Genomic DNA, 22,159 nt, shown 5'->3' on the forward strand with positions numbered 1-22,159 from the left:
TTCGACTACTCATCGTCCGAGTCGGCCGGGCCCATGCCCGCCGGGTGTTCGCGGGTGTCGTCGTCCAAGATCTCGCCTCTGCGCGCCTTGAGATCCTTGAGGTGCTCCCGCATCTTCTGCGAACCCGTGCCGTCATCCGGATGCGGCAGGGTGTGCGTCGTCGGCACCTTCCCGAAGACGCGGTACATCAGGGCAGCACAGCCCTTCTGCGCACAGGGCGCCCGCTCGGTGTAGACCTCCATGAGACGGATGCGCTGGCCATCGGGCAGGGTCGTCTGCATGTGCTGGAGATACTCGACCGCGGCCCGTTCGGAGTGCTTGGACTTGCCGGTCCAGGGCTGGTCGTCGACCTTGTTGACGGCTCCGGAGGTGCCGAAGCTGCGCGCCAGCATGACGTATTCCTGGGTCCCGGGCTCCACGACGTACCTGAACGCCGCGTAGTTCGCCGAGGGTGCCATTCCGAAGTTGTTCTTGCCGCTGTGCTGGTCGGCGGCGGAGTCCGGTACGGCGTACTGCTGGAAGAACTCGTGGTCGAGCCGCGCGCGCTCGACCATACGACCCAGATCGTTGTCGTCCCAGTCCGTCTCCTGGGATCCGACGAGGTCCTGCGCCTCGGACGCGGTGAACTTGCTGGTGTCCGGTTCGTCACGAAGCCGGCCGTCGTGTTCTTCGTCCGAATCGTCGGCGTCCTCCATGTCGGCGTCGGAGTCTGCGTCGGACTCGGCATCGGAGTCGGAGTCGTGGTCCGCGTCCGGCATCTCGCTGTCGGAGTCGTCGTCGTTCTGGTCCGGATGCTTGTTGTTGTCGGTGCCCGCCGGCTCGGCCGGAGGCCGGCGCTCGCCGTCCGGATCGTCGTTGACGTCGTCGCGCTTGTCGTTGTCGTGCTTGCTGTCGTCGCGCGTGTCGTCGTCGCGCGCCGGGCCTTCGTTGTTGTTGTCGGGCGTCCGGTCCGGGTCGGTGGAGTCGTTGTCCGGTGTCCGGTCCTGTTGAGAGGGGTCGTTGTCGGCCGGCTCGGGGTGCGGTCGGCGCTCGTTGTCCGAAGGCCGGCTGTCGTCGTCGGGACGGTTGCTGTCCTCGGGACGGTTGGTGTCCGTGGTCCCGTCGTCGGGACGGTTGGTGTCCGTGGTCCCGTCGTCGGGGCGGTTGGTGTCCGAGGGTTGGGTGCGGTCCCCGGGCCGTTCGCTGTCGCCTTGGTTCGTCGTCTCGCCGTCCGGGCGGCCGTCGGGAGTGGACGGTACGGGGCGGCGGTCGGAGTCGAGGGGGACGGCGAAGACGCCGTTGTCCCCGTTGTGGAGCGGCTTGTCGCTGCGCTGGCCGGTCTGGGAGTCGACGTAGGTGATTTTGCCGTTGTGGTTGACGGCGTTCCAGGCGTGGGCGCGGCCGTTGTTGTCCTGGGTGATGATGACGGCTTGTGAGCCGTGGCCGGAGTCGCGGAGGGTGTTTTCCAGGCGGTTGAAGGCCTGGGGGCCGTTGCCGTAGTCGTTGAAGCGGGCGCCGAGGGTGTTTTCGATGCGGTCGCGGCCGTTGTTCTCGCCGCGGTCGGAAGGGCTGCCGTCGGGGTTGGTGTCGGGGGTGCGCTGGGCGGCGGCGGTGGGGTTGCCGGAGTAGGTGTCGGCGGTGGCGAGGGCGGCGTCGACGCAGTTGTTGTTGCGGCCGGGGGCGTCGGGGCCGGGGCCGTTGATGGAGTCGACCCAGTTGCCGTCGTCGGGGTCCGGGTGCCGCTGCGGATCGCCGTTCTCGTCCTTGGGGACGCTGTCCGCGACCTGCTGCTGGTGCTCGTCGGTGGGGCCGTCCAGACCGCCCGGCTGCTCGCGGTTACGGGTCTCGGACGCCGGGGTGGGATCGCCGGTGTCACGATCGCTGTCGCGGTCGTTGGTGGCGGTGTCGGCCGGGTCGTTGTCCGGGCTGTCCTGGTCGGTGCGGGTGTCCCCGTCAGGGGTGTTGTCCTGGTTCGGACGGTCGTCCCGGTCGGTGGTGTTGTCCTGGTCCGGACGGTCGTCCCGGTCGGTGGTGTCGTCCTGGTCCGCGCGGTCGTCCCGGTCCGGCTGCTGGTCGGTGCGGTCGTCGGTTGCCGTGTCCTCGGGGGGCCGGTTCTGCGAGTCGTCCGTGCCCTGCTCGGGACGTGGCGAGTCCTGCTCCGGGCGCGGCGAGTCCTGCTCGGGACGTGCGGAGTCCTGCTCCGGGCGGTTGGACGCGTCGGAGTCCGGGGTGCGCGTGTCCGGCCTGTCGGTCGCGGGCTCCTGCCGGTTCGGCTCCGGGCGCGCCTCCGGGCGGTCGTTCCGGGGCTGCTCCTGCGGACGCTGTTCCGGGTCGCGCGGCGGCCGCTGCGAGGGGACCGCAGTGTCCGGACGGTTGGAGTCCGGGCGGCCGGAGTCCGGGCGGTTGGACCCCGGGCGGTTGGGATCGGGGCCGTCGAGGCGCGGGTTGTAGGCGGGGCGGTCGGGGCGGCGCTGTTGGGTGATGTCGTGGATGGGCTGGGTGCCGTCGGGACGGCGGTTGGACGGTGGTGTGCCTGTGCCGCCGTTGCCGGTGGGGGGTGTGGTGCCCCGTGGCGGCGCGGTGGGGGGTGTGGCGGTAGCGGTGCCGCCTTGGGGCGGCATGGGGGCGCCCATCATGGGCCCGGCGTTCTGCGGCGTGTTCTGGGGGTTCTGCTGGGATGGAGCGCCGGGTGTGGTGGGGGTGTTGGGGTCCGCCGTGTGCTGGGTGGGCGGGGGCGCCGTCATGGTGTCCGCGGACTGGGTCGTGACGGTGGTGTCGTCGGCGGTGGGCATGGGGTCGCCGGGCGCCGGGTCGCGTTGGCCGATCGGTGGGCCTGAGGAGGTGTGCGGGGTGGCCGCGCCTTGGGAGGGGACGCTGACGTGAGGTGCGGAGGCGCGTCCGCCGCCACCGGTGTTGTCCCCGCTGCCGTTGCCGTTGCCGTCGCCGTTGCCGGTGTTGCCGCTGTCCCCGTTGTGGGGCGCGGCGTTGGGGCCGGGTGTGTCGTTGCCAGTGGTGGGCGGGTTGCCGGCTGCCGGGTCGGGCGTGGACGACGGCTGGTCGGGGGTGGCCGACGGCTGGGGGGACGGCGCGTTGTCCGGGTGTGAAGGTCCGTCCGCGGAGGGCGAGTTGGACTGATGACCGGACGGCTGGTCCGGGCTCGGCGAGGTACGGTCCGGACCGGCGTCGGGCGTCGGGGCCGTATCGGGGCGCGGGGACGGGTCGGAGGCCGGCTGCGTGCTGGTGGTGTCCGGGTTGGGGCGTGCGTTGTCGGGGGTGTTGTCCGGGGTCGGCTGGGTGCTTGCCGCGTCCGGTGAGGAACCCGAGTCAGGTGCGGGGCCCGAGTCCGGCGTGGTTCCGGCGTCAGGTGTGGCGCCCGTATTCGGTGTGGCGCCGGTATTCGGTGTGTTGCCCGAGTCAGGCGTGTTGCCGGCGCCTGGTGTGCTGCCGGAGTCGGGTGTGGCCCCCGCGCCTGGTGTGTTGCCCGAGTCAGGGGTGTTGCCGGCGCCTGGTGTGCTGCCGGAGTCGGGTGTGGCCCCCGCGCCCGGCGTGCTGCCCGAGTCAGGTGTGGAGCCGGCGTAGGGGCTGTTGTTGCCGCCCTGGTAGCCCTCGTCGAAGGGTGAACGCTGCTCCGGCGGCGGCAGGGGGCGGCTCTCCGGCGTGTTCCCGGAGTCGGACCCGGGGGCGGAGTTCGCCGGACCGTCGGAGGAGCCGGCCGGGCCGCTCGTGGACGGCGCACCCTCGGACGAGGTGGAGGGTGAACCTCCGCCGTCGCCGGGCCGACCGCCCGAGCCGCTCCCGCCGCCCGAACCGCTTCCGCTACCCACACCGCTGCCGGGACCGCTCCCGTTCCCGGACGCACCGGTGCCACTGTCCGTACCGCTACCACTGCCGCTGCCGGACGATCCCGAGCCGCTGTCCGTACCGCCACTGCTACCGCTACCGCTACCGCTGCTGGACGCTCCCGAGCCGCTGCCCGAGCCGCCGCTGTCGCCGCTGCCGGATCCGCTCCCGCTGCCCGAGCCGCTCCCGCTTCCGGAGGCGCTTTCGCTGCCGCTACTGCTACTGCCGCCGCTGCTCTCCGAGCCCCCTCCGCCGTGGCCGGCGGCCGAGTCCAGGCCGCCGCGCGCGTGCGCCCCGGCCCTGCCGCCCGCGCCGTCCCGCAGCGCCTCGGTGAAGGTCTGGCCGGAGTTCTTGGCGGCCTCGATGCCCGCTTCCGCGCCGGTCTTGACGCTGCGGTTGACGTCGAAGCCCTGCTGGGCCCCGAAGTTCATGTTCATGCCCTGCGCGATGGCGTCGGAGATCATCGCCTCCAGCGCGGAGACGGCGGGCTCCTTGAGGGTCTCCATGATCGCCTCGACCAGCGCCTCGCGTGCCTCCTTCAGCAGGCGGCGCACGATCACACGGGTGAGCTGGGTGGCTCCCGCCGCTCCGATCTCGGACAGTCCGAAAGTGAAGGGGGCAGCTGCCTGGGCCGCGATGATCTCGGCAGCAAGGATCGCCAACTGGGCGATCACCGCCACTTTCATCCCGATGATGATCCCTGCGCCCACGTCCAGCGCGACGGCGATCAGCTCCGCGGCGGTCCGCGCGTCGTCCAGGTAGCCGGAGCCGGTCCCGGAGAACTTCTCCCAGGTCTTGCTGAACCCGTCGATGCTGTCGCCGGAGTTCTGCGACAGGACGTTGCCGGCCGCGGTGACACCCTCCGACTGCAGCTGTTCGACCGCCGCCGCGAAGTCCCGCCACTGCTGGGCGGATTCCATCATCTTGTCCTCGTCGCCCGTCGGCCAGTCGTAGCCGAGCATCTCGAGGACCCATTCGAGCCAGTCCGGCAGCATGAGCGACATGACGGCGATCCCCCGTAGGACAGCAGAGCGAGGTGGAGAGGAGAGGAAGGTGGTTCAGGACTACGCGGTGCCGGGCGACTTGAGGCTGGAGATCGACTGGCTCTGTGCCTCGGCGTTCGCGATGTGCTGCTTCATCAGCGAGTCGTTGAAGTCCTCGTCGGCCTGATGGTTGTTGCCCATCGTGGTCAGCGCGCCGCCGATCTCCTGAAGCTTGGCGGCGAGGTGCCCCATCGACTCGTACATGCCGTCGCGCAGACCTTCATAGACGACGCCGAACTTCGAACCGATGTCGTCGTCGCCCCAGGGCGGGGTGCCCTGGCCCTCAAGGCCGGTCAGTCCGGTCTGGAGCTTGTCCACAGCGGTCTGGTAGCGCTCGCCCACGCTGGTGAAATCCTTGCCGCCGGCCTTGAGTGACGGTACGTCGGCCTGCAGTCCGTCTCCCGCCACAACATCCCCCGTTTCGAGAACCTGGTCGTAGCCAAGTGGCTCCAGGCAAGTCTAGGCATGAGAGGCGGTCCGGCCTCAAGACGCCTTCTGTCACAGCCGTGTTACCGGTGCCGAGCGGTGCGCGTCACCTCGCCGGGCCCCGTGCGGCGGCCGGGCGACAACGTTGACATTAAACCGTTCCGGCCGTCGGCAGCGAATGGTTGGCGAGGCCGGCGACTCCGGCGCCCGGATGGCGTGACCGGAGTGACGGGGTTTCACGGCTCCTGGGGTGTGCCGCGGTCGAGGGCGCGGAGGGCGAACCACAGCTCCATACGGACGTCGGGGTCGTCCAGGTCGGTGTCGAGGAGGCCCGCGATACGGCCGATGCGCTGGCGGACGGTGTTGCGGTGGATGCCCAGAGCGGTCGCCGTGCGGTCCCAATTCCCGTGCAGTGAGAGCCAGTTGTGGAGAGTCGAGAGAAGGGCCGAGGATCCCGTCAGTGGGGCCAGGAGTGCCTGGGCGTGGTGCCGGGCGTCGGAGGGAGCGACGAGGGCGGTGATGCCGTGGGGGTCGGGGGGCCGGTGTTGGACGAGGGGGACGCGGCCGGCCAGGGCGCGCCGGAGGGCGGAGGCGGCGTGCCGGTCGGCGGCCGGCAGCTCGGCGACCGGGACGGCTTCGCTGACGCCGAATGTCCAGCCCGGGTGCCCGGTGAGTTCGCGGTCGGCGGGGACGAGGGCGCGCAGGGCGGAGGACTCGGGGTGCGGTGCGGTGGGCCGCTCGGACCCGGCCTCGGCGCGGGCCGGGGGCGCGGGGTCCGGTGCGGCTGTGGAACAGCGGGCCACGAGGGGGGTGTCGAGAGCGGCAGCCAGGGCGGCGGGGGACGCGGCCGTGTCGCGGCGCGGCTCGGCGTGCACGACGGCCCAGAGGGGGTGACCGAGGAGCGGGCCGACCTCCGCGGGGCGGGCGCCGAGGAGCAGCTCGGCCAGCGCGGCGGAGTGGTCCGCCCCGGCCTGGCCGGCATCCGCCGCCGGGCCGGTGATCAGGGAGAGGAGTACGGCGGCGACGCCCGCGATGGTGTGGGCGGGCGGGTCGAGGGGGTGCGCGGCGACCACGAGGGCGGGTGCCTCGCGGCGGGGGCCGCGCCCGGTGAGGGCGTACGCGGTCAGGTGGGCGTCGGGCAGGGTGTCGGTCGCCGAGGAGGGGCCGCCGCGGCCGACGACGCCGGCGAGGTGCGCGGCAGCGGCCCGGCAGGCGGCGGTGGGCGGGGGGCCGGCGGTGCCGTGCTCGGTGCCGTCGGGGGTGAGCAGGGCGGTCCAGCCGTGCGCGTGGCGGGCCAGGGCGCGCAGGACGGCCGGTGCGGGGTCGGGGCGGGCGGCGGCCGCGGCCAGCGCCCGCTGGGCCTCGCTGAGCCGGGTCAGCTCGCGGTGCCTGGCCTCCGTCACGGCCTGCCAGACGGCGCTCTCCACGGCGGTGAACGGCGTGGCCGGGGGCACTTCGATCAACGGCAGACCGTGCCGGTCGCAGGCGGCCACCAGGGCGCGGGGGACGGTGTCGTGCACCGGCGCGATCCCGAAGCCGAGCGCGGCGGCACCGGCGGCCACGGTCCGGGCGACGTAGCCGTCGAGATAGGCGTCGAGCGAGCCGGGGTGGAGCCCGTCGGGAGAGGCGTCGGGGGCGGGGCCGATGGCGTCGGTCTGGGGGGCGGGGCCTGCGCTGTCGGTCTCGGGGGCGGTGTCGGCTCCGGTAGGGGTGTCCGCCCCGGTGCTGATCGGGGGCTCGGCTTTCTCCTCCGTTCCGCTCGCCGCCTCCGCCAGGTGCATCCCTGCCGTGAGCAGCATCTCGCCGCCCAGAAGGTAGGGCACCGGGTCGGCCATCTCCGAGGTGTGCACCCAGTGGATGGCGACGCCCTCCCGCGGCCCCGCGATCTGCCGCAGGCCGAGGTCGGTGCGCGCGAGGAGATCGGCCAGCGCGACCGGAGGCGTCGAAGGCGGCACGGTACGCGCGGCCGCAGCGGGCCCCGGGCCGCCTGGTGAGGGGTGCGGGGCCGGTGGGACCTGCGGCTGCTGCTGCGGCATGTGCGAACCATCCACTGAGGGAGCGGTGAGTGGAGGAAACGTACACTTCAGCGTCGACTTTCAGCCTCCTAGGGTCAACCCCCAAGGCGAGACACACGTACGGCACCCGTCCCCGTCACACCCCACGCCGCACCGGTCTCGCGTCCCCGTTCTGCATTCCCCCTCTCCCCTCGGCGTTGCTGGAAGGGATGGCCCATGGCTGTCGACTACGCGGTGATCGTGCTCTACCTGGCCGGAATGCTCGCCATGGGCTGGTGGGGCATGCGGCGCGCCAAGTCCAAGAGCGAATTCCTGGTCGCCGGGCGCCGCCTCGGGCCCGCGATGTATTCGGGCACCATGGCCGCGATCGTTCTCGGCGGCGCGTCGACCATCGGCGGCGTCGGGCTCGGCTACCAGTACGGGCTGTCCGGCGCGTGGATGGTCTTCACCATCGGCATCGGGCTGCTGGCACTGAGCATCTTCTTCTCGGCGCGGATCGCCCGGCTGAAGGTCTACACCGTCTCCGAGATGCTCGACCTGCGCTACGGCGGCTCGGCCGGGATCATCTCCGGCGTCGTGATGTGGGCGTACACGCTGATGCTCGCCGTGACCTCGACCATCGCCTACGCGACGATCTTCGATGTGCTCTTCGGCATGGACCGCACCCTCTCGATCGTGCTCGGCGGCGTGATCGTCGTCGCCTATTCGACGCTCGGCGGGATGTGGTCGATCACCCTCACCGACATGGTCCAGTTCGTCGTCAAGACCATCGGCGTGCTGCTGCTCCTGCTGCCCATCGCGGTGGTCAAGGCCGGCGGCTTCGCCGAGATGCGCGACCGGCTGCCGGACGACTACTTCGCGCCGCTGGGCATCGGCGGCCAGACCGTCTTCACGTATGTGCTCATCTACTCCTTCGGCATGCTGATCGGGCAGGACATCTGGCAGCGGGTGTTCACCGCCCGCGGCGACAAGGTGGCGCGCCTGGGCGGCACCGCCGCCGGTACGTACTGCCTGGTCTACGCAGTGGCCGGCGCCGTCATCGGTACCGCGGCCAAGGTGCTCTACCCCCACCTGGGGAGCCCCGACGACGCCTTCGCGACGATCGTGAAGGACGCCCTGCCGGTAGGTGTGCGCGGGCTGGTCCTGGCGGCGGCACTGTCCGCGGTGATGTCCACGTCGTCGGGCGCGCTGATCGCGTGCGCGACGGTCGCCAACAACGACATCTGGTCCCGTGTGAAGGGGTTCGTGGCGGCTCGGCGGGCGGCCCCGGACGGCCCGGACGCGGGCCGGGAGCCCGCTGAAGGACCGGACGCCGAGGCGGCCGGCGGGTCCGACGAGGTGCGGGACAACAGGCTGTTCATCCTGATCATGGGCATCGCGGTCATCGTCATCGCGATCGCGCTCAACAACGTCGTCGAGGCGCTGACGCTCGCCTACAACGTCCTGGTCGGCGGCCTGCTGGTGCCCATCCTGGGCGGGCTGCTGTGGAAGCGCGGCACCGCCACCGGCGCCCTGGCGTCCGTCGCGGTGGGCGGCGTCACCGTCATCGGCCTGATGGCCTCGCTCGGCGTCCTCGCCAACGAGCCGATCTACTACGGGCTGCTCGCCTCGCTGGTGACCTACGTCGCCGTGAGCCTGGCCTCGAAGCCGACCGATCCCGCGGTGCTCACCGCCTGGCGTGCCCGGCTGGCCGGCGAGCCGGCACCGGAGGACGACGGCACCGAGGAGCCGGCGCCCTCGTCCGCGGTCCACGGCGCCTGAGCCGGGCCCCGGACCCGCCTCCGCGCACCCTTCTCCGTCCCCCGCTCCCCCTCCTCAGGAAGGCAGCACCCACGCATGAGCACCACCACCCCCACGGCGGCACCGCACCGGCGCAACGGCGGCGATCTGGTCATGGAATCGCTGACCGCGCTCGGCGCGAGCACCGTCTTCGGGCTGCCGGGCCAGCACGCGCTCGGGGTGTTCGACGCGCTGCGCCGGTCCGAGCTGCGCTACGTCGGGCTGCGGGTGGAGAACAACGCGGGCTTCGCGGCCGACGCGTACGCCAGGACCACGCACGGGGTGGCACCGCTGCTGGTCTCCACCGGGCCCGGGGCGCTGATGACGCTGGCCGCGCTCCAGGAGGCGGCCGCCGGCTCGGCCGCCGTCCTTGCCATCGGCAGCCAGGTGCCGCTGGCCGGTATCGGCGGCGGGCGCCACGGCTATCTGCATGAACTCACCGACCAGAGCGCCGTTTTCCGGGGCGTGGTCAAGTCCGTCCACACCGCTCGGACGGCCTCGCAGATCCCGTCCGCGGTGGCCGCGGCATGGGAGTCGGCACTGACCGTGCCGCACGGGCCGGTGTGGCTGGAGATCCCCCAGGACGTGCTGCTGGCGCCGGTCGAGGTGCCGCAGGTGAAGGAACTCCACGCCGCACCGCGCGAGTTGCCGCCACGTCCGGAGGTGGCGGCGGAGGCCGCGCGGTTGCTGGCGGAGGCCCGGCGGCCGGTCATCCTGGCCGGCGGCGGCGTCGTACGCGCAGGTGCCGAGGCGGAGCTGCTGGCACTCGCCGAGGCACTGCGGGCGCCGGTGGTGACGACGTTCGGCGGCAAGGGCGCCTTCCCCTGGGAGCATCCCCTCTCGCTCCGGTCCTGGCTGGAGGACCGCTACACCACGGAATTCCTGGAGGACGCCGACACGCTGCTGGTGGTCGGCTCGGGGCTCGGCGAACTCTCCTCGAACTACCACACGTTCCGGCCCCGCGGCCGGGTCGTGCAGATCGAGGCGGACCTCGGCAAGCTGGAGTCGAACCATGCCGCGCTGGGGATGCACGCGGATGCCAGGCCGGCACTGGCGGCGCTGGTGAAGGAGGTGGCGGACCGCCCGGCGCGGGAGAGCGCGGGCGCCGGATCCGCCGCTCCCGAGGACGCGGTGGCGGACCTGCTGGAGCGGGTCCGGCAGCGTATCGACGGGCAGGGACTCGACCTGGAACAGCGGATCCTGGCCTCGGTGCGCGAGGCGCTGCCCGACGATGCGGTCAGCTGCTGGGACATGACGATCCTGGCGTACTGGGCCTGGTCCGCGTTCGACGCGCGCCGCCCGAACGCGCTGCACTCCGCGCAGGGCTCCGGCGGCCTGGGCTACGGCTTCCCGGCGGCGCTCGGCGCGGCCGTCGCCGACCCCGCCCGGCCGGTGCTCGCGGTCTCCGGCGACGGCGGCGCGATGTACTCGATCGCCGAGCTGGCCACCGCCCGGCAGTACGCCCTGCCGGTCACCTGGCTCATCGTCGACGACGGCGGCTACGGCATCCTGCGGGAGTACATGAACGACGCGTTCGGCGAGGCCACCGCGACCGAGCTGGCCCGGCCGGACTTCGTGGCGCTGGCCGAGTCGTTCGGGGTGCCCGCGGTCCGGACGAGCCCGGAGCGGCTGCGGGAGGACCTGGCGGCGGCGCTCGCGGAGCCGGGGCCCTCGGTGGTGGTGCTCCCCGCCCGGCTGCGGATGTTCGCACCGACGCACCTCGACGACGCACCGGCCGACGGCGCGGGGGCGCCGGAAGCGCCGTAGCCGCCCGCGGGCCTCAGGCGCGAGCAGTCAATTCGCCCCACGAACGCCGCTTCCGCGCCTCGTTGCTGCCGCTTCCCCTCTCACGGACCGGGCGGGCCGGCCTCGGGGGCGCGGGAGGCGGGGGCGGCGGCGACCCGCCCCTGCAGCAGCCGGGACAGCGACGCGTGCACGTCCTCGACCGAGCGGTGCGGCTGGAAGGACAGCCAGTCCAGCGCGGCCACCAGGACCATGCCGAGCAGGGCGGAGGCGGTGAGCGGGACGTCGAGTTCCGCGGTGAGTTCACCGCTGTCGACGGCCTCCCGCAGGACGGATTCGACGACCGCGAGCGCCCGGCCCCGCACCGACTGGAGCGTGGCGCGCCACGTGCGGTTGGTGCGCCAGAGTTCGGCGACGTAGAGCTGGGTGAGGGCGGGGGAGCCGGCGATGAAGTCCAGGCCCGCCCGGATCATCGCGTCCAGGGCGTCCACCCGGGTGCCGCCGCGGGCCGCGGTCGTCTCCGCGGCTTGCCGCAGGGAGCCGGCCAGGAGGTCGATGCCGTCCCGCAGCAGCTCCTCGTACAGGACGTTCTTACTGGTGAAGTTGTAGTAGACGGTGCCCTTGGCGACGCCGGCGCGGTCGGCGATCTCGTCCACGGTGGTGGCGGAGAAGCCCTGTTCGGCGATCAGGGTGACGGCGGCGTCGAAGAGCCTTCGCCGGGTGGCCGCTCGGCGCGGACCCGCGGCGGGGACGTGCCGGCAGCTTCCCGTGGTGGCCGCGTCGCCCGCTTCCGCCGCGGTGCCGGGGCGCGCCCCGGGGGCGGTGCCGTGGCCGGCACCGCCCCCGGGACCGGAACGCTCGGTCACAGGCTGAGCTCCGGGTGCAGATCCTTCATCCGGACGACCTGCCGGCTGCGCGCCGCCAGAGCGGTGAGCGCCAGCGCGCCGAGGGTGAAGGCCGTGAGCACGATGCTGCCCTGCCACACGGGTTCGAGACCGCCGCCGGTGATGAGCCGGCGCAGCCCGTCGACGACGTAACTCATCGGCAGGAACGGGTGGATGGCGGCGAAGAACCCGGGGCTGGTCTGCACCGGGTACGTGCCGCCCGCCGAGGTCAGCTGGAGCATCAGCACGACGAGGGTGAGCACCCGCCCGGCCGGGCCGAAGAACGCGCTCAGCAGCTGGATGACCGCGGTGAAGCAGGCCGTCGCCAGCAGCAGGAAGCCGATGGTGGCGGCGGAGCGGGCCATCTCCAGGCCGAGACCCCAGTGCAGGACGGCCATCAGGGCGAGTACCTGCGCCACTCCGATCGCGAACGTCGGCAGCCACGAGCCGAGCGCGATCCGCCAGCCGGGGGCACCGGCCGCCAGGGCACGCTTGCTCAGCGGGGCGAACAGCATGTACGCGACCATCGCGCCGACCCAGAGGGACAGCGGGATGAAGTAGGGCGCAAGGCCGGTGCCGTAGTTGGGCGCCTTGTGCATCGACTTCGAGGCCAGGCCGACGGGGTCGGCCATCACCTCGGTGCGGGCGTCGCGGTCGTGCTTGTCGTAGTCCGGAATCTTGGCGACGCCGCTGTGCAGGCCCTCGGCCAGCTGGTTGGAGCCGTCCTTGAGCTTGAACAGGCCGCCGTTGAGGGAGACCGCGCCGTCCTTGAGCTTGCCGATGCCGCCCGCCAGCTGGTCGGTGCCGTTCTTGGCGGCGCCGATGCCGTCGTGCATCTGCCCGGCGCCGTCGGCCACCCGGCCCGTCCCGTCGGTGAGCCGGCCCGCGCCGTCGGTGAGCTGCCCGGTCCCGGTGGCGATCTTGCCGGCGCCGTCGGACACCTTGTGCGCACCGGCGTTGAGGCGGTTGATCTCCGCGACGGCCGTTTCGAGGTCCTTCTCGGAGGTCGGTGCGCGGTCGGCGACGGCGGTGGCCACCTTGTCGAGCCTGCGCAGGTCGCCGGTCAGCTTGTCGATGCCCGAGGTGTGCGAGGTGACAAGGGAGTTGACCTTCTCCGCGGTGTCGGCGGCGAGCGCGGTGGCGTCCCGGGCCTTCTTGAGCGCGGGGCAGTCCGCGTCGAGGGAGACGGTGCTCCCGCAGCGCTGGTCGTAGAGGGTGTCGAGCTGGTCGGCTGCCTCGCGTGCGTCGGAGGAAGCGCGTGCGGTGTCCCGCGGCAGTGTGCCGAGGTCGTCGGCGAGTGCCCCGGAGGCGCCCGCGACGATCCGGGCCTTCTCGCCGAGGTCCTTGGCGTACTGCTTGAGGAACGGGCGGGCCTTGCCGGCCAGGCCGTTGGCGGTGTCGGCGAGCTTCTGGGTGCCGGCCGCGACCTGCCGGGTGCCCTGGCTGAGCTCCTCGATCTTGGAGTGCGCCAGACCGAGCTTCTCCTCCAGGGTCTTGGCGCCCCGGTGGGTGTCCCCGGCGCCCTTGCTCAGGTCACCGGACCCCTTGTCGAGCTTGCCGAGGCCGCCGGACAGTTTGCCGGTGCTGTCCTTGGCGGTCCCGAGGCCGTCGGCGAGCTTGCCGGAGCCCTTCTTGGCATCGCCCAGCCCGTCGTCCAGCTTGCTCGCGCCGTCGGCCGCCTCGGCCGTCCGGTCGTGCAGGTCGGAGAACGACACGAAGATCTTGTCGAGGAAGGCCCGGGAGGACTTCGCCGAGGTCTTGGCGCGGATCTCGGAGAAGACGGTCTTGGAGATCGAGCCGACGATGTAGTTGTTGGCGTCGTTCGTCCGGACCTGGAGCGCGCCGGTCTGCGGGGAGTCGCCCGAACTGGAGGCGATCCGCTCACTGAAGTTCTTCGGGACCGTCAGGGAGAGGTAGTAGGTGCCGTCCTCGACACCCTTGGCTGCCTCGGCGGCGCTGACCTCCTCCCAGTGGAAGGTCTTGCTGTCCGTGACGTTCCCGGCCAGCTCCTCGCCCGCGTTGATCTTCTTGCCGTCGGCGGAGGCCCCCTCGTCGTTGTTGACGATCGCCACCGGGATCTTGTCCAGACGGCTGTAGGGGTCCCAGAAGGAGCAGAGGTACAGGGCTCCGTAGAGCAGGGGAATCAGCATCAGGGCGACGAGCCCCAGCCGGGGGAGCTTCCCCCTGCCGAAACGCCTGAGCTCAAGCGCGGCCAGTCGCGGCGAACGCATTCGCTGCTTCCTCCTCATCGATGTCGTTCTCGTCGGTCTTGGCGGCCTGGGCGGCAGCCTTATCGGCCTGGGCGGCAGCTTTTTCGGCCTTGGCGGCCTCGTCGGTCGTCCCGGCCCCGTCGGTTTCCGTGCTGCCGGGCCCCTTGCGCGCGGTGGTGGCCGGCGCGGTGCGGACGACGAGCGCGTCCGGTGGTGCGTCGCCGCCGGCGGCCACGACGGTGGTGCCCGCCAGCGCGAGGTCCCGCAACAGCTCCCAGGCCAGGGCACGTTCGTCCGCGGAGAGCTTGAGGTCGACGTCGTCGACGGCGAGCAGCCGGGGGTCGTGCATGACGGCGAGCGCGAGGGAGAGCCGCAGCGCTTCGAGCCGCTCCAGGTCGCGTACGGCGGTCCGCAGCCCCTTGGGCAGCGTGTCCGGGTCGAGCCGGACGGCGGCCAGCGCCGCCTCGATCCGGGCCCGGGTGGCCTCCTTGCGGCGGCGGCCCCAGGGCAGCGCGCCGCTCAGGGGGCCTTGCAGGCGGTTCCCCAACAGGGCCTGCTCCTGGAGGTGTTCGCCGACGGTGAGCGCCGGTTCGAGGTCGGCGACGCCCGGCACATGCGCCAGGGCCGTGCGGCCGCGCACCGCCCCCATCCGCTTGGGCAAGGGGAAGCCGGCGACCGTCGCATGGCCTTCGGTGATCCGCATCCGGCCGGTGAGCGCGAGCAGCAGGCAGGTGCGGCCGGAGCCCGAAGGCCCCTGGACCGCGATCAGTGCGCCCGGTTCCGCGGAGACGTCGACACCTCTGAAGGCCCATCCCCGTGGGCCCTCGACTCCGATCCCCCTGGCGTTGACCGCCGCCCCCTGACGGGTGGTGTCCACAACCCCTCCTTTGTTCTGACTGGTCAGTCTAAAAGTGTGCCGTAAGTGTGGCCCTATTGACCAATCGGGGGAGTTTCGTGCGAGCGCGCCGGAGCAGGTCGCGGAATTCGTGCCGTGGACTCCGTGACCCGGGCGGGGGTGTCGTTCTAGGGTGCCTTTCACGGCGGGGGCCGATGTATTGCCATGCTCAAGGCGCAGTCCGTACCGCATGACCCGGGTACGGCTGTGCACGTACCACGGAGAACCATGGATCGCTCGACCCATCACCCCGCGGACCCGCCGCCGCAGGGACCGTCGAACCACCCCGCCCGGACGGGGACGCGCCTGCCGCGCAAGGTCGTCGCCCCGCTGCTCGCCGGAGCCCTCGTCGCGGTGCTCGCGCCCGCCTCGGCCTCGGCCAGGACCGAGGCGCCGCCCACGGCCACGCCGCCCGGCGCCGCACACGGATCCTGTACGAAGGACGCCGACGCCTCCGGCGGCGACGGCTGGACGGCCACCGCCGACCGCATCGACCCCGAGGACAGCCACCACGCCTTCGTCGGCAACGGCTACCTCGGCCAGCGGGTGCCGCCCAACGGAACCGGCTATGCCTCCTCCGGGGGCAAGACGGGCTGGCCGCTCAAGACCCCCGAATACGACGGCTCGTTCGTCTCCGGCCTCTACGCCAAGGGCCCCAAGGAGCTCAAGGGCCGCCAGGCCATCGCGGCGATCCCCACCTGGACCACGCTCGACGTCGCCACCGGCGGCGCGCACTCCGAGACCTTCTCCTCCGCCACGAAGCCCGGCCGGATCTCCGACTACCGCCAGACCCTCCACCTGCGCTGCGGCTTCGTCCGCACCTCGCTGACCTGGACGGCCGCCGACGGCCGGGCCACCGACCTGGTCTACGACGTCCTCGCCGACCGCACCAACGCCCACACCGGCGCCGTACGGCTGCGGATGACCCCGCACTGGAGCGGCTCCGCCACGGTCACCGACGCCCTCGACGGGCGCGGTGCCCGCCGGATGACGCAGGCAGGCGACCCCGCCGGCGGCAAGGGCTCCCGCGGCACGATGGACGTCGCCTTCCGCACGGACGGCACCAAGACCGACGGCGCGGTCGCCTCGACCCTCCGCGCCGACCGGAAGGTGCGCGCCGAACGCCCCCGACAGGGCACGCGGAACGCCGAGTTGAGCAACAAGCAGCAGCTGCGCTTCCCGGTCAGCAGCGGCCGCTCGTACGAGCTGACCAAGTACGTCGGCGTCGACACCGCACTCACCTCCCGCTCCCCGCGCGCCACCGCGCACGCCGCCTCCCGGCAGGCCGCGGACCGCGGCTGGGACGCGCTCTTCGCGCGGCACACCGCCGCCTGGCAGCGGCTGTGGCGCAGCGACATCGAGGTCCACGGACGTCGCGAGCTGCAGTCGTGGGTCCGCTCGGCGCAGTACGGCCTGCTGTCCAGCACCCGGGCCGGCAACCGCAACAGCATCGGCCCCACCGGACTGACCAGCGACAACTACGCCGGTGAGATCTTCTGGGACGCCGAGACCTGGATGTACCCGGGGCTGCTCGCGAGCCACCCCGACCTCGCCAGGTCGGTGGTCGACTACCGCTACAAGACCCGGGCAGGCGCCCGCGCCAACGCCGAGAAGCTCGGCTACGACGGGCTGTTCTACCCCTGGACGTCCGGCAGCAAGGGCGACCTGAACAACGAGTGCCACAGCTGGGACCCGCCGCACTGCCGGACCCAGAACCACCTCCAGGGCGACATCTCCCTCGCCACCTGGCAGTACTACCTCGCCACCAAGGACACCGGATGGCTGCGCTCGCGCGGCTGGCCGGTCCTGAAGGGGATCGCCGAATTCTGGGCCTCCCGGGTGACCCGCAACGACGACGGCAGCTACTCGGTCAAGAACGTCGCCGGGCCCGACGAGTACAGCAACGGTGTCGACGACGGGGTGTTCACCAACGCCGGCGCGGCCACCGCGCTGCGGCACGCCACCCGCGTCGCGGACATCCTCGGCGAGCGGGCGCCCGCCTCCTGGCGCACCATCGCCGACAAGCTGCGCATCCCCTACGACGCGAAGAAGAAGGTCTTCGAGCAGTACGCCGGATACAAGGACACCACCATCAAGCAGGCGGACACCGTGCTGCTGATGTATCCGCTGGAATGGCCGATGAAGCCGGACCGGGCCGCCGGCACGCTGGACCACTACGCCGCGCGCACCGACCCGGACGGCCCGGCCATGACGGACTCCGTGCACGCCATCGACGCGGCCGGCATCGGCGAGGCCGGCTGCTCGACGAACACCTACCTGATGCGCTCCATCAAGCCGTTCGTCCGCGGCCCGTTCAAGCAGTTCTCCGAGGCGCGCGGCGACAAGGCCGGTGCCGGTGACCCGCACGCCGGCCGGCCCGCGCAGGACTTCCTCACCGGCAAGGGCGGCTTCCTGCAGACCTTCACCCACGGGCTGACCGGTCTGCGGCTGCGCGAGGACAAGGTGCGGCTCGACCCGATGCTGCCGCCGCAGCTCTCCAAGGGCGTCACCCTGCGCGGTCTGCGCTGGCAGGGGCGGACCTACGACATCGACCTCGGCGCGCACCGCACGACCGTGCGGCTGACCGACGGCGCGCCGATGCGGATCGACACGCCGGAGGGCGAGAAGGTCGTGAGCCGGGGCGTGCCCGCGGTCCTCAAGACCCGCCGCCCGGACCTGGCCCCGACCGACAACGCGGCCCGGTGCACCCCGGCCCGCGCCACGTCGGAGGAGCCCGGGATGTACGCCGGTGCCGCGGTGGACGGCAACGCGACCACCGCCTGGGTACCGGACGCCGCCGACGGCACGCTCACCGTCGACCTCGGCCGCAGCACGCGCGTCGGCCGGATCACCCCGCACTGGACCGCGACCCGCCCGAAGTCCTACGTCGTGCAGACGTCGCAGGACGGAAGGCACTGGCACCGGGCCGGCGGGGAGGACCGGACGCGGGCGCGGTACGTACGCGTCGAGGTCCACGGTGACGGAGCCGCCAAGGGCGACGGCAAGCCGGCACAGCACCCGGGGATCTCGGAGCTGACGGTGGACAAGGGGGAGTGAGCCGGGGGCGCCGCGGCGCCGGGTCGGGCAGTTTCGGCCGACCCGGCCCCGCGGCGCCCGGTGCCTCTCCGTGGTGCCTGGTGCCTTCCCGCGGTGCCCGGTGCCTCCCGCGGCGCCTGGCGCCTCTCCGTGGTGCCCGGCGCCTCCCGTGGCGCCCGACCGTGCCCGTCCTGAGAGGGCCGGCAGGCTCGGCGGGCCGCGCCAGGCAGGGGCGGGCCCCGGGCAGCACCTGCCCGACGATCTCCTGGTCTCCGCCCGTGCCGGCCCGCCCCGGGAGGCGGGGTGTGGCCGGAACCGGGCGGTGAATTGTTGCAGCGGGATGAAATCTGCCCGGCTCGGCGTTGGTGACAGCGGCAACGGTCGAGATGCGGGAGGCATCGGGTGGCGGGGACGGATACGGCACGACAGGGCTGGGCGCGGCGGCTGTCGCGCGACTGCTGGCAGTACAAGAAGGACGTGCTGCTCGCGCTCGGCGCCTCGCTCGCCGGCATGGCCGTGATGGCCCTGGTCCCGCTCGTCCCGAGGCTGATCATCGACGACGTCATCATCCAGCACGAGCGCTCCCTCGCCCCCTGGGCAGGCGTCCTCGTCGTCGCCGCGATCGCCGTCTACGCCCTCACCTACATCCGCCGGTTCTACGGCGGCCGCCTCGCCCTCGACGCCCAGCACGATCTGCGGACCCGCATGTTCGGCGCCATCGCCCGGCTCGACGGCCGGCGGCAGGACGAGCTGAGCACCGGCCAGGTCGTCGGCCGCGCCACCAGCGACCTGCAGCTGATCCAGGGCCTGCTGTTCATGCTCCCGATGATGATCGGGAACGTCCTGCTCTTCGTGATCTCCCTCGTCGTGATGGCGGTCCTGTCGCCGCTGCTCACCGTCGTCGCGCTGGCCGTCGCCCCCGCCCTGTGGTTCATCGCCAAACGCAGCCGCACCCGGCTGTTCCCGGCCACCTGGTATGCCCAGGGCCAGGCCGCCGCGGTGGCCGGTGTCGTCGACGGCGCGGTCTCCGGCGTCCGCGTGGTCAAGGGCTTCGGGCAGGAGGAGCAGGAGACCGGCAAGCTGCGCGAGGTGAGCCGCAGGCTGTTCGCCGGACGCCTGCGCACGGTCCGCCTCAATGCCCGCTACACCCCCGCCCTGCAGGCCGTACCGGCACTGGGACAGGTCGCGATGCTGGCCCTCGGCGGCTGGATGGCCACCCAGGGCCAGGTGACCCTCGGAACCTTCGTCGCCTTCTCCACCTACCTCGCCCAGCTGGTCGGCCCCGTCCGGATGCTGGCGGTGATGCTGACCGTCGGACAGCAGGCCCGTGCCGGTGTGGAGCGGGTCTACGAGCTGATCGACACCGAGCCGTCGATCCACCAGCGCCCGGACGCGCACGAGCTGCCCGCCGACGCCCCCGCCACCGTCACCTTCGACGACGTGACCTTCGGCTACGCCCCGCTGCCGCCGTCCGAGCACAGCGCCGCCGACCGGTTCTCCAAGGACGCCTCCTCCGAGGAGGCCCCCGTCCGCCCGGTCCTGGAGAACTTCTCCCTGCGCATGGAAGCGGGCGAGACCGTCGCCGTCGTCGGCACCTCCGGCAGCGGCAAGTCCACCGTGTCGCTGCTGCTGCCGCGCTTCTACGACGTCTCCGCGGGCCGCGTCCTCGTCGGCGGCCACGACGTACGCGACCTGACCCTGGAGTCCCTGCGCGCCGCCATCGGCCTGGTCCCCGAGAGCAGCTTCCTGTTCTCCGACTCCGTCCGCGACAACATCGCCTACGGCCACCCGGACGCCACCGACGAGCAGGTTCGCGCGGCGGCCCGCGCGGCCCAGGCCGACGGCTTCATATCCCAGCTGCCCGACGGCTACGACACCGCGGTCGGCGAACAGGGCCTGAGCCTGTCCGGCGGGCAGCGGCAGCGTGTGGCCCTGGCCCGCGCCATCCTCACCGACCCCCGGCTGCTGGTCCTCGACGACGCCACCTCCGCCGTCGACGCCCGCGTCGAGCACGAGATCCACGAGGCGCTGCGCGGGGTCATGGCGGGCCGCACGACCCTGCTCATCGCCCACCGCGCCTCCACCCTGGCGCTCGCCGACCGGGTCGCCGTCCTCGACGGCGGGCGGCTGGTCGACATCGGCACCCAGGAAGAGCTGGAAGCCCGCTGCGCGCTCTACCGCAGGCTGCTCACCGACCCCGAGGAGCTCGGCGGCGTCGAGCACGACCCGGCGGGCGAACTGGCCGGTGCCTTCACCGGCGACCACACCGGCACCGGACTGCTGGACGGCGACGCCGAGACCGCCGAGCCGGACCGCCGGAGCGCGGGGAGCGAGGTGCCCGGCACCATCACGCCCGAGCTGTGGGTGCGCCGCGAGCAGGAGACCGAGGAGGACGCGGCCGGGGCGATGCCCGGAGCGGCCGCCGCGGCCGGCCCGGGCATCGGCGCCGCCATGGCCGGGCTGCCCGCGACACCGGAGCTGCTGGAGCAGGTCGCCGCACTGCCGCCGGCCACCGACGTCCCGGACGTCGACGAGGACCGCGCGGTGCGCGCCGAACGGTCCTACGGCCTGCGCCGGCTGCTGCACGGCTTCGGCGCGCCGCTCGCGGTGGCCCTCGCCCTGGTCGCGGTGGACGCGCTGGCCGGACTGCTGCTGCCGATCCTGATCCGGCAGGGCATCGACGACGGTGTCCGCCGCGGCGCCCTGATCGGCGTCTGGACGGCCGCCGCGCTGGCGCTCGGCGTCGTCCTCGCCCAGTGGGCCGCGCAGATCGGCGCCAACCGCATGACCGGGCGCACCGGCGAGCGGGTTCTCTACTCCCTCCGCGTAAAGATCTTCGCGCAGCTGCAGCGCCTCGGCCTCGACTACTACGAGCGCGAGCTGACCGGCAAGATCATGACCCGGATGACCACGGACGTGGACGCACTGTCCACCTTCCTGCAGACGGGCCTGGTCACCGCCGTCGTCTCCGCGCTGACCTTCTTCGGCATACTCGTCGCACTCCTCGCCATCGACATCCAGCTGGCGCTCGTCGTCTTCGCGACCCTCCCACCGCTGATCATCGGCACGTACTTCTTCCGCAAGCAGAGCGTGAAGGCCTACGAACTCGCCCGCGAGCGGATCAGCGTCGTCAACGGCGACCTCCAGGAGAGCGTGGCGGGGCTGCGGATCGTCCAGGCGTTCCGGCGCGAGGGGCTCGGCGCGCAGCGGTTCGCGGCCCGCAGCGACGCCTACCGCCGGGCGCGGGTCCGCGGTCAGTTCCTGATATCGATCTACTTCCCCTTCGTCCAGCTGCTCTCCTCCGTCGCGGCGGCGCTGGTGCTGATCGTCGGCGCCGGCCGGGTCGGCTCCGGCACCCTCAGCGCCGGTGCGCTGGTCGCCTACCTGCTCTACATCGACCTGTTCTTCGCCCCCGTACAGCAGCTCTCCCAGGTCTTCGACGGCTACCAGCAGGCGTCGGTCTCGCTGGGCCGCATCCAGGAACTGCTGCGCGAGCCGACCACCACACCGGCCGCGGCGGCACCGCGCAAGGTGCCCGCCCTGCGCGGCGAGATCACCTTCGACAAGGTGCACTTCCACTACGGCGAGAACGACGAACAGGCCCTGGCGGGCGTCGACCTGACCATCCCGGCGGGCCAGACCGTGGCCTTCGTCGGCGAGACCGGCGCCGGCAAGTCCACCCTGGTCAAGCTGGTCGCGCGGTTCTACGACCCGTCCTCGGGCGCCGTCCGCGTCGACGGCACCGACCTGCGCGAACTGGACCTGACCGGCTACCGCCACCGCCTCGGCGTGGTACCCCAGGAGTCGTTCCTCTTCGCCGGCACGGTCCGCGACACCATCGCCTACGGCAAGCCGGACGCCACCGACGCCGAGGTGGAGGCCGCCGCCCGGGCCGTCGGCGCGCACGCCATGATCGCCACCCTGGAGGACGGCTATCTCCACGAGGTCGCCGAACGCGGCCGCAACCTCTCGGCCGGCCAGCGCCAGCTGCTCGCCCTCGCGCGCGCCGAACTGGTCGCCCCCGACGTGCTGTTGCTGGACGAGGCCACCGCGGCCCTGGACCTCGCCAGCGAAGCCGTGGTCAACCACGCCACCGACCGCCTCGTCGGCCGCCGCACGACCCTCGTCGTGGCCCACCGGCTGACGACCGCGGCCCGCGCCGACCGCGTCGTGCTGATGGCCCACGGCCGGGTCGCCGAGGACGGCACCCACGCCGAGCTGCTCGCCCGCGGCGGACGGTACGCCGAACTGTGGCGCACCTTCACCGGCGAGGAGGAACCCGTGGCGGCCTGAGCGACGGCCACAGCGC

At 72.7% G+C, this 22,159-nt stretch carries 10 protein-coding genes; 4 read left to right on the plus strand and 6 right to left on the minus strand.

What is annotated here, in order from left to right; all coding sequences use genetic code 11:
• Nucleotides 1-5: 5 nt before the first annotated feature.
• The 3 genes from QOM21_RS23580 to QOM21_RS23590 form a co-directional block, all read right to left on the minus strand.
• Entirely contained in the window at nucleotides 6-4,823 is a 4,818-nt protein-coding gene (locus QOM21_RS23580; protein ID WP_407552976.1) for a toxin glutamine deamidase domain-containing protein, read from the minus strand.
• Nucleotides 4,824-4,883: 60 nt separating this feature from the next.
• On the minus strand, nucleotides 4,884-5,270 hold the full coding sequence (locus tag QOM21_RS23585; RefSeq protein ID WP_407552977.1) for a hypothetical protein: 387 nt from the start codon (nucleotides 5,268-5,270) through the stop codon (nucleotides 4,884-4,886).
• Between the two features lie 254 nt (nucleotides 5,271-5,524).
• Nucleotides 5,525-7,324 (minus strand): helix-turn-helix domain-containing protein, encoded by a 1,800-nt coding sequence (locus QOM21_RS23590; RefSeq protein ID WP_407552978.1) that lies wholly within the window; start codon nucleotides 7,322-7,324, stop codon nucleotides 5,525-5,527.
• A gap of 195 nt (nucleotides 7,325-7,519) precedes the next feature.
• On the opposite strand from QOM21_RS23590, the gene QOM21_RS23595 reads away from it, so the two are divergent.
• Together QOM21_RS23595 and QOM21_RS23600 are read left to right on the plus strand one after the other, a co-directional pair.
• Complete coding sequence (locus tag QOM21_RS23595) at nucleotides 7,520-9,064, plus strand: sodium:solute symporter (protein ID WP_407552979.1); 1,545 nt, start codon at nucleotides 7,520-7,522, stop codon at nucleotides 9,062-9,064.
• A 75-nt stretch (nucleotides 9,065-9,139) separates the two neighbouring features.
• Nucleotides 9,140-10,849, plus strand: a complete 1,710-nt coding sequence (locus QOM21_RS23600; protein WP_407552980.1) for a thiamine pyrophosphate-binding protein — start codon at nucleotides 9,140-9,142, stop codon at nucleotides 10,847-10,849.
• Nucleotides 10,850-10,929: 80 nt separating this feature from the next.
• Here the strand turns inward: QOM21_RS23600 and QOM21_RS23605 are convergent, their stop codons facing one another.
• From QOM21_RS23605 to QOM21_RS23615, 3 genes are read right to left on the minus strand one after another with little or no spacing between them, the layout of a single operon-like run.
• Nucleotides 10,930-11,691: a TetR/AcrR family transcriptional regulator gene (locus QOM21_RS23605; protein WP_407552982.1), complete on the minus strand. Its 762-nt coding sequence runs from the start codon at nucleotides 11,689-11,691 to the stop codon at nucleotides 10,930-10,932.
• Nucleotides 11,688-13,940 carry a YhgE/Pip family protein gene (locus QOM21_RS23610; RefSeq protein WP_407552984.1) on the minus strand — a complete coding sequence of 751 codons (2,253 nt, stop codon included), beginning with the start codon at nucleotides 13,938-13,940 and terminating at the stop codon, nucleotides 11,688-11,690. The genes QOM21_RS23605 and QOM21_RS23610 overlap by 4 nt, the downstream gene beginning before the upstream one ends.
• The gene (locus tag QOM21_RS23615) at nucleotides 13,912-14,796 is read right to left on the minus strand and encodes an ATP-binding cassette domain-containing protein (protein ID WP_407552985.1); all 885 of its coding nucleotides are present in this window, start codon (nucleotides 14,794-14,796) and stop codon (nucleotides 13,912-13,914) included. The genes QOM21_RS23610 and QOM21_RS23615 overlap by 29 nt, the downstream gene beginning before the upstream one ends.
• 246 nt (nucleotides 14,797-15,042) lie before the next feature.
• On the opposite strand from QOM21_RS23615, the gene QOM21_RS23620 reads away from it, so the two are divergent.
• Both QOM21_RS23620 and QOM21_RS23625 read left to right on the plus strand, forming a co-directional pair.
• Nucleotides 15,043-17,871: a discoidin domain-containing protein gene (locus QOM21_RS23620; protein ID WP_407552987.1), complete on the plus strand. Its 2,829-nt coding sequence runs from the start codon at nucleotides 15,043-15,045 to the stop codon at nucleotides 17,869-17,871.
• 381 nt (nucleotides 17,872-18,252) lie between these two features.
• Nucleotides 18,253-22,143 carry an ABC transporter ATP-binding protein gene (locus QOM21_RS23625; protein ID WP_407552988.1) on the plus strand — a complete coding sequence of 1,297 codons (3,891 nt, stop codon included), beginning with the start codon at nucleotides 18,253-18,255 and terminating at the stop codon, nucleotides 22,141-22,143.
• Nucleotides 22,144-22,159 lie beyond the last annotated feature (16 nt).

Source organism: Streptomyces sp. Pv4-95 (assembly GCF_045782725.1).
In the GTDB taxonomy this organism is placed as follows: domain Bacteria; phylum Actinomycetota; class Actinomycetes; order Streptomycetales; family Streptomycetaceae; genus Streptomyces.